Consider the following 8,084-nt stretch of genomic DNA (forward strand, 5'->3'; position numbering starts at 1 on the left):
AACAATCCATTTCCAGGACGGGACCGTCCCCGGGCGCTGCGGCGCCTGGGGATGCGTGCCGGCCATCGACCAGGAGACAGACATGGTCAAGGTCCTTATCGCGGACAAACTGAGCGAGCGCGCGGCGGAGATCTTCCGCGAGCGCGGCATCGAGGTGGACGAGAAGCCGGGCCTGAGCCCGGAGGAGCAGCGCGAGATCATCGGCGAGTATGACGGCCTGGCCGTCCGCTCCGCCACCAAGGTGACCCCGGCGCTGCTGGAGCATGCCGACCGCCTGCGGGTGATCGGCCGCGCCGGCATCGGCGTTGACAATATCGACATCCCCGCCGCCACCAAGCGCGGCATCTGCGTGATGAACACGCCCTACGGCAATTCCATCACCACCGCCGAGCATGCGGTGGCGATGATGATGTCCCTGGCGCGGCAGATCCCGCAGGCCGATGCCTCCACCCAGGCCGGCAAGTGGGAGAAGTCGCGCTTCATGGGCGTGGAGCTGTTCGGCAAGACCCTGGGTGTGATCGGCTGCGGCAATATCGGCTCCATCGTCGCCGACCGGGCGCAGGGCCTGAAGATGCGGGTCGTTGCCTTCGATCCCTACCTCACCGAGGACCGCGCGGTGAACCTGGGGGTCGAGAAGGTGACCCTGGACGAGCTGCTGGCGCGGGCGGACTTCATCTCCCTGCACACGCCGATGACCGACCAGACGAAGGGGATCATCGACGCCGCCGCGATCGCCAAGTGCAAGGAAGGCGTGCGCATCATCAACTGCGCGCGCGGCGGCCTGGTGGTCGAGGAAGACCTGAAGGCGGCGCTGGATTCCGGCCGGGTCGCGGGTGCGGCGATGGACGTGTTCGTGAAGGAGCCGGCGAAGGAGAACATCCTGTTCGGTCATCCGAACCTGGTGGCCACGCCGCATCTGGGCGCCTCCACCTCCGAGGCGCAGGAGAATGTCGCCCTGCAGGTGGCGGAGCAGATGGCCGACTATCTGGTGCTGGGCGCGGTGACCAACGCCATCAACATGCCGTCGGTCACCGCGGAGGAGGCACCGCGGCTGCGCCCCTACATGAAGCTGGCGGAGCAGATCGGCAGCCTGGCGGCGCAGATGGCGAATGGTGGGCTCAGCAGCATCCAGGTGGAGTATGAGGGCCATGCGGCAGAGCTGAACACCCGGCCGCTGACCGCCATCGTGCTGCAGGGCGTGCTGCAGCCGAAGATGGATTCGGTGAACATGGTGAACGCGCCGGTCGTCGCGAAGGAGCGCGACATCGACGTGGCGGAGGTGAAGCACGAGCGGCAGAGCTTCTACCAGTCGCTGATGCGGGTGGTGTTGAAGACGGACAGCGAAACTTATACCGTCACCGGCACCCTGTTCGGCCACAAGCCGCGGATCGTGGAGATCGATTCGATCCAGATCGAGGCCGAGCTGGAAGGCCATATGCTGTATGTCGAAAATGACGACAAGCCCGGCTTCATCGGCAATCTGGGCACCGCGCTGGGCAAGGCCGGGGTCAATATCGCGACCTTCGCCCTGGGGCGCGCGTCGCGTGGCGCCGGCGCCCTGTCGCTGATCGCCATCGACGATGCGGTGCCGGAGGCCCTGCTGAAGGACCTGCACAAGCTGGACGGTGTCCGCCGGGTCACGGCGCTGAACTTCGGAACCGATTCGCCGGCGGCTGGTTAACGGTATTCGGGTCCGCGGGATGTCCCGCGGACCCGAACCAAATGTTGCCGTCTGCCGCTATTGTGTCGCTTTCAATCGTATTCAATAGAGCTGCCGTCGACTTTCCCCTTTTCCTTGCCAGGGCCGAAATGCTGTATTCTCCGGCCGAAAGGGAAGGATTGGATGGCATCAAGCCGTAACGCGGAACTGGACGCCTTTCTCAGCAGCCTGCCGGGCAAGTCGGCGGGCGATCTGGCGCGCCTGATCGAGCGCGACCGGCTGAGCGGCAAGGGCGGCACGCCCCTTCCGCACGAGCAGATCCTGGCCAGCCTGCGTCCCTCCCTTCGCGCCCAGGGCGGGGCGGAACGCACGCCCACGCCGCTGCGCCTGTTCTGCAATGCCTTCCAGGACCTCCTCTCCATGGAGGAGCCGCAGGTGAAGCGGCCCGGTCGCATCGCCCGGTCATCGATCATGCCGGTCTGGAACTGGATCTCCACGGAACTGCTGCCGGAGCGCGCGCCTCAGCTGGAGGCGGAGATCCGCGACGCGATCCTGGCGGAGGATGCGGAGACCCGCGACACCCTGGTACTGGAACTGCAGTCGGAAGCGGCGGAGGCGATGACGGCGGCGATCGCCGAGCTTGAGCCGCTGACGGAGAAGAAGCCGAAGAAGCGCCAGGCCCTGGCGACGCGGCTCGGCCTGGCCCGCCGCATCGACGATGCGGCGGAAATGGCGGAAATCCTCAAGATCGCCGAGCCACTGGGCAAGCTCCAGGCGCAGTTGCCGCGGCCGATTCCCGACCTCTCCGACCAGATGATCGGGGTCATCAAGAAGGCCTATGACTGGTTCACCGAGAACCGGGCCGAGCATGCCGTCTATGTGATCCTGATCGTGATGGCCCGGCTGGAGAAGCCGGAGACGGTGCTGCGCATCGGCCGCGCGCTGTCCTGGCGGATGGACGACACCCTGCTCAGCAATACCGACCTGGCGATCACCGGCGACCTGCTTGTCGGCGACCTGGAGCGGCTGTCCGACAGCATCGTGCAGCAGGTGCGCGAACGCGGTCCGGCGGAGAAGATCGCCGAGACCCTGAAGACCTTCACCGCGGCGTTCAGCGCCCTGACGAAGGAGATCGGCATCCGCCGCGAAGGGCGCTGGGGCAAGCGGCTGCTGGCGATGCGCGCCAAGATCTCCGAGGCGATGACCGGCGAACTTGGCCAGTGGGAGAAGGTGATGGCGGCCGGCCTGCCGCAGGCGCGCGACACCCGGACCGGCTTCTACAGCCCGGACATCCGCCGGCCGCCGCAGGAAGACAAGTCCGCCACCCTGATGCGCTTCGCGGAGCTGATGAGCGGGGTGCGGACCAGTGCCGATGCCTGCGCCTTCGGCAACGAATACCGTTCCGCCCAGGCGGGCCTGACCAAGGAACTGGACCAGTACGTGGAAAAGCTCTACGACCGCCTGCGGTCGGCGGAGGACCCGGAACTCAAGGCGCATGGCGTCGCCTTCCATAGGATCACGGTGGAGCTGACCCGCATCCTGAGCGGCGAGGATGCCGCCTCCATCGTCATGCGCAGGGGCAAGGCCGCGGCGGCGTGACCGGTCGTGGCGGGCGGGAATGCCGTCCGCCCGCATTTCTGACTGCATTGCGAGAGCGAAATGGCTAAAACGGGGCGGTTTTGACCGCCCCGCTGCCGGCTGCGCGCCGGCCGGGACGGAATCTGGGGAATAGCGATCGTGGGCGCGGCGAGATGACAGTGCAGGAGGGGCCGGTGCGGCCGGCGAACGACCGGGCCGCGCAGGGCGAGGCGGCACCGGGCGAGACCGATGGCGCGGCGGACGCGCCGCCCGGCGGCGGGCCTGCCGGTCTGCTGCCGGCCGGTCTGCGCGACGAGCTGCCGCCCCGCGCCGGGCTGGAGGCGCTGATCGGCGAGAAGGTGACGGCGATCCTGCGCGGCCACGGCTATCTGCGGGTGAAGCCGCCGCTGCTGGAGTTCGAGGAGACACTGCTGGACGGCACGGGGGCGGCGCTGGGGCCGCAGATGTTCCGGCTGATGGACCCGGTCTCGCAGCGGATGATGGGGCTGCGCACCGATACCACGGTGCAGGTCTGCCGCATTGCGCGCAGCCGCCTGGCCGGCGCGGAGCGGCCGCTGCGCCTGTCCTATGCCGGCCAGGTGCTGCGGGTGCGCGGCTCGCAGCTGCGCCCCGAACGGCAGTTCGGCCAGGTGGGGGCGGAGCTGATCGGCAGCGCCGACCCGGCCGCCGACCTGGAAGTGGCGCTGCTGGCGGTCGACAGCCTGACCGCCCTGGGCGTGCGGCAGGTCGCCCTGAACCTGTGCGACCCGCGCCTGGTGCCGGCGGTCTGTGCCGGCGCCGGACTGTCGCCGGAGGCCGCATCTCTGGCCCGCTATGCCCTGGACCGCAAGGACGGCGCGGCGCTGGAGCGTGTGGCAGGGGATGCGACTGCCATGCTGCGGCCATACCTGCGGGTCGGCACGGCCGATGTCGTGGTGGCGCGGCTGCGCGCCGCCAACCCGCCGCCGGCGGCCCTGGCGATGATCGACGCCCTGGACCGCATCGCCATCGCCCTGCAGGCGGCCGAGCCGGAGCTTCTGGTCACGGTGGATCCGGGCGAGTATCGCGGCTTCGAGTATCACAATGGGCCGAGCTTCGCCCTGTTCGCCGACGGCGTGCGTGGCGAGCTGGGCCGCGGCGGCCGCTATGGCGGCCGGCAGGGCATCGAGGAGGCCACCGGCTTCACCCTGTACATGGACAGCCTGCTGCGGGCGGTGGAGCCGCCGCCGCAGGAGCCCTGCCTGTTCCTGCCTTATGGCCTGCCGCATGAAGAGGCGCGGCGCCTGCGCGGCGAGGGCTGGGTGACGGTAGCGGGTCTGTCGCCGGACGCCGCCCCGGCGGCCGAGGCGCGGCGCCTGGGATGCAGCCACCTGTTGCAGGACGGGCGGCCGCTGGCGCTGTCGGAGATCCCGGCGGGCTGAGGCTGCCGGCACCAATCGGATCGGTTCGAACGGGAACGGAGTGAGCGTTCATGGGCAATGTTGCCGTAGTCGGCGCCCAGTGGGGGGATGAAGGCAAGGGCAAGGTGGTGGACTGGCTCAGCCAGCGCGCCGATGTCGTCGTGCGCTTCCAGGGCGGCCACAATGCCGGCCATACCCTGGTCATCGACGGCAAGGTCTACAAGCTGTCCCTGCTGCCTTCCGGCGTGGTGCGCCAGGACAAGGTCTCCTTCATCGGCAATGGCGTGGTGGTCGATCCCTGGGCCCTGGCCAGCGAGATCGAGACCCTGCGCGGGCAGGGCGTGACGATCACGCCGGACAACCTGGTGCTGGCCGATGCCGCCACCCTGATTCTGCCGGTGCACCGGGACCTGGACGCGCTGCGCGAGGATGGCGGTGCGCGCCTGAAGATCGGCACCACCCGGCGCGGCATCGGCCCCGCCTACGAGGACAAGGTCGGCCGTCGGGCGATCCGGGTCTGCGACCTGGCCGATCCGGAGGTGCTGACCGCGAAGGTGGAGACCCTGCTGGCGCATCACAACGCGCTGCGCAAGGGGCTGGGCCATGACCCGGTCGACGCGGGCGGGATCTGCACCGCGCTGCAGGAGATCGCGCCGAAGGTGCTGCCCTTCGCCAGCCCGGTGTCGGAGCGGCTGGACCGGCTGCGCCGGCAGGGGGCGAAGATCCTGTTCGAGGGCGCGCAGGGCGCGATGCTCGACGTCGACCACGGCACCTATCCCTATGTCACCTCCTCCAACACGGTGGCGGGGCAGGCGGCGACCGGCTGCGGCCTGGGTCCCGGTGCCGTCGACTATGTCCTGGGCATCACCAAGGCCTATACCACCCGGGTCGGCTCCGGCCCCTTCCCGACCGAGCAGCAGAACGAGATCGGCGAGCGGCTGGGCAGCCGCGGCCGCGAGTTCGGCACGGTGACCGGCCGCGCCCGGCGCTGCGGCTGGTTCGACGCGGTGATGGTGCGCCAGGCCGTGCGCTTCGCCGGCATCACCGGCATCGCGCTGACCAAGCTGGACGTGCTGGACGGCTTCGACGAGCTCTGCGTCTGCACCGGCTATCGCCTGGACGGCCGGGAACTGGACAGCTTCCCCGCCGGGATGAGCGAGCAGGCCCGGGTCGAACCGGTCTACGAGACCCTGGAGGGCTGGGGCGACAGCACCCAGGGTGCGCGCAGCTGGGCCGACCTGCCGGCGACGGCGATCAAGTATGTCCGCCGCATCGAGGAACTGATCGGCGCGCCGGTGACCATGCTCTCCACCTCGCCGGAGCGCGAGGACACCATCCTGATGAACGACCCGTTTGAAAGCTGAGATTGGCGAAAGCTGAGATTGACGAAAGCTGAGTTGGGCGAAAGCCGAGGCGGGTCTGTGCGCCAAGAGAGGCTGCAATGACGGAAACAGCTGCTGAGGCGCGGCCGCGCATCGCCGGCCTCGCCGACATCGAGGCGCTGGAAGCGCAGCCGTTCGAGCAGGTCTACCCGCCGGTCTCCGCCTACGATCTGCTGCGGCGCAGTGCGGAACGGCATGGCGACCGGGTGGCGATCGCCTTCCAGCCGGTCGGCGACCCGGAGGTTCCGGTCCGGGAGACAAGCTATGCCGCCCTTCTGGGCCGGGTGACGCAGGCGGCGAATCTGTTCCGCAGCCTGGGTGTGGACCGGGACAGCGCGGTCGCGCTGCTGATGCCGCCGGTGCCGGATACCCATCTCGCCCTCTGGGGGGCGGAGACGGCCGGCCGGGCCTGCCCGATCAACTTCATGCTCAACGCCGACCATATCGTCGAGCTTCTGCAGGCGGCGCAGGCGAAGGTCCTGGTGGCCTACGGGCCGGACCCGGCCCTGCCGGTCTGGGAGAAAGCGCAGGCGGTGGCCGCCCGCCTGCCGGGGCTCGCCGTGCTGCAGGGCGGGACCGGCGAAGGGCAGGGCAGCCTGCTTGCGGCGATGGCAGGGCATCGCGGCGATGCGCTGGATTTTCCGGAACCCGGGCGCGACGACGTCGCCGCCTGCTTCCATACCGGCGGCACCACCGGCGCGCCGAAGCTGGCGCAGCACCGGCACGGCAACCAGGTGCATACCGCGATCTCCGCGGCGATGTTCTACGATGCCGGGCCGGAGGACGTGATCGTCAACGGCTTCCCGCTGTTCCATGTCGCCGGCGCCTTCGTCTACGGCCTGTCGATGTTCGCGGTCGGCGCAAAGGTGATCCTGCCCACCCCGCTGGGCTTCCGCGACCAGGCCTATATGCGCAACTACTGGCGCTTCGTGGACCGCGAGCGGGTGACCCTGCTGGCCGCCGTACCGACCATCATGGCGACCCTGCTGGGGACCCCGGTCGACGGGGCCGACATCTCGTCGGCCCGCCTGCTGGCGACCGGCGGCTCGCCGCTGCCGACGGAACTGGCGGCGGCGTTCGAGGCGCAGTTCGGCCTGCCGGTGCGCAACATCCTGGGCATGACCGAATGCGCCGGCGTGGTCTCCATCGAGCCGGTACACGGCCCCCGGGTACCGGGCTCCGCCGGCCTGCGGCTGCCCTTCTCGGAGGTGGCCGCCGTGCCGCTGGGGCCGGACGGGCCGGACATGGCGCGGCGCTGTGCCGTCGGCGAGACCGGGGTGGTGGTGCTGCGCGGCCCGAATGTCAGCCCCGGCTATACCGACCCGGCCCGCAATGCCGGCACCTTCGCCGGCGATGGCTGGCTGGTCAGCGGCGATCTGGGCCATGTCGACGAGCGCGGCTATATCCACGTCACCGGGCGGTCGAAGGACGTGATCATCCGCGGCGGCCACAATATCGACCCGGCGGTGATCGAGGAGGCGCTGGCCGCCCACCCGGCGGTGGAGATCTGCGCCGCCGTCGGCCGCCCCGACACCTATGCCGGCGAACTGCCGGTCGCCTTCGTCACCCTGAAGGCGGGCCAGGCGGCAACCGAGGCGGAGCTGCTGGACTTCCTGGCGGACCGCATCGCCGAGCGGCCGGCTTTGCCGAAGCAGGTCACCGCGCTGGAAGCGATGCCGCTGACCCCGGTCGGCAAGATCTACAAGCCGGCCCTGCGCCTGAAGGCGATCGAGGCGGTGTTCGCCGACCTGCTGGCGCCGGCAGCGGCGGAGACCGGCGCCGCAATTTCCGTCACCGGCCAGGACGAAGGCGGCCGCCTGTCGGCCGTCATCCGGCTGGCCGGCGGGGACAAGGCGGCCGCCCAGGCGGCGATCGCGACGGCACTGCGCGATATTTCCGTCCCCTGGAGGCTTGAGCGGACGGGGTAGCGGGCGAGCCGAGGGTACGGCCGAGTACGACGCGGCGCCCGACAGCTCCCGTCATCCCCGGGCTTATATGAGGCGGCTTGTGTCAAGGCGTTGCCGGTAGATTTGCAGCAGCTTTTTCTGTCGGGCGGGGCGCAGG

At 69.8% G+C, this 8,084-nt stretch carries 5 protein-coding genes; all 5 read left to right on the forward strand.

From position 1 onward, the window contains the following. The first annotated feature begins 82 nt into the window (after positions 1-82). The 5 genes from serA (at position 83) to ACFOGJ_RS24000 (ending at position 7,948) form a co-directional block, all read left to right on the forward strand. Entirely contained in the window at positions 83-1,681 is a 1,599-nt protein-coding gene (gene serA / locus ACFOGJ_RS23980) for a phosphoglycerate dehydrogenase (protein WP_379905398.1), read from the forward strand. A gap of 162 nt (positions 1,682-1,843) precedes the next feature. Further along, on the forward strand, positions 1,844-3,259 hold the full coding sequence (locus tag ACFOGJ_RS23985) for a hypothetical protein (RefSeq protein WP_379905400.1): 1,416 nt from the start codon (positions 1,844-1,846) through the stop codon (positions 3,257-3,259). A gap of 152 nt (positions 3,260-3,411) precedes the next feature. After that, the gene (locus tag ACFOGJ_RS23990) at positions 3,412-4,659 is read left to right on the forward strand and encodes an ATP phosphoribosyltransferase regulatory subunit (protein WP_379905402.1); all 1,248 of its coding nucleotides are present in this window, start codon (positions 3,412-3,414) and stop codon (positions 4,657-4,659) included. Positions 4,660-4,709: 50 nt separating this feature from the next. After that, positions 4,710-6,002, forward strand: a complete 1,293-nt coding sequence (locus ACFOGJ_RS23995; protein WP_379905404.1) for an adenylosuccinate synthase — start codon at positions 4,710-4,712, stop codon at positions 6,000-6,002. A gap of 77 nt (positions 6,003-6,079) precedes the next feature. Beyond that, on the forward strand, positions 6,080-7,948 hold the full coding sequence (locus ACFOGJ_RS24000; RefSeq protein WP_379905406.1) for an acyl-CoA synthetase: 1,869 nt from the start codon (positions 6,080-6,082) through the stop codon (positions 7,946-7,948). Positions 7,949-8,084 lie beyond the last annotated feature (136 nt).

The organism is Marinibaculum pumilum, from assembly GCF_042646425.1.
GTDB classification, from domain to species: Bacteria; Pseudomonadota; Alphaproteobacteria; order Ferrovibrionales; family Ferrovibrionaceae; genus Marinibaculum; species Marinibaculum pumilum.